Origin of the sequence: Arthrobacter sp. SIMBA_036 (assembly GCF_046535135.1) — a bacterium.
Lineage (GTDB): Bacteria > Actinomycetota > Actinomycetes > Actinomycetales > Micrococcaceae > Arthrobacter.
Genome location: NZ_JAWRXG010000261.1, coordinates 1 through 262, shown reverse-complemented (window position 1 = coordinate 262; position 262 = coordinate 1). Strand labels below are relative to the sequence as shown.

Here is a 262-nt window from a genome sequence, read left to right as displayed (position 1 = left end):
ATCGCCCGTCACGGCGTGGCGCATATACAGGCGTATGACTGATAAACAGCTTGCCGAGCAGTTCGGCACGAGTGAGACGCTATTACAGAAAATGATAAAAGCGGAACACCTGAGCGACAAAACATTACGGAAATTTGGCCGTATCTTCCACTGCACCGAAGACCAGCTTAGACGGCCGGACGGTCTGGTTGTCGAGCCGCACAAGGTCAAGCGGCCCGCACTACGCGGTCAGGCACATGACGGGGTGCAGGTTGCAGCCGCC

The 262-nt window shown here is 56.9% G+C and carries 1 protein-coding gene; it reads left to right on the top strand.

Translation table 11 applies throughout. The features are described from left to right. Positions 1-34: 34 nt before the first annotated feature. Positions 35-262 (top strand): hypothetical protein (locus tag SB659_RS19830; protein WP_410551655.1); only part of this gene is annotated, 228 nt, incomplete at its 3' end.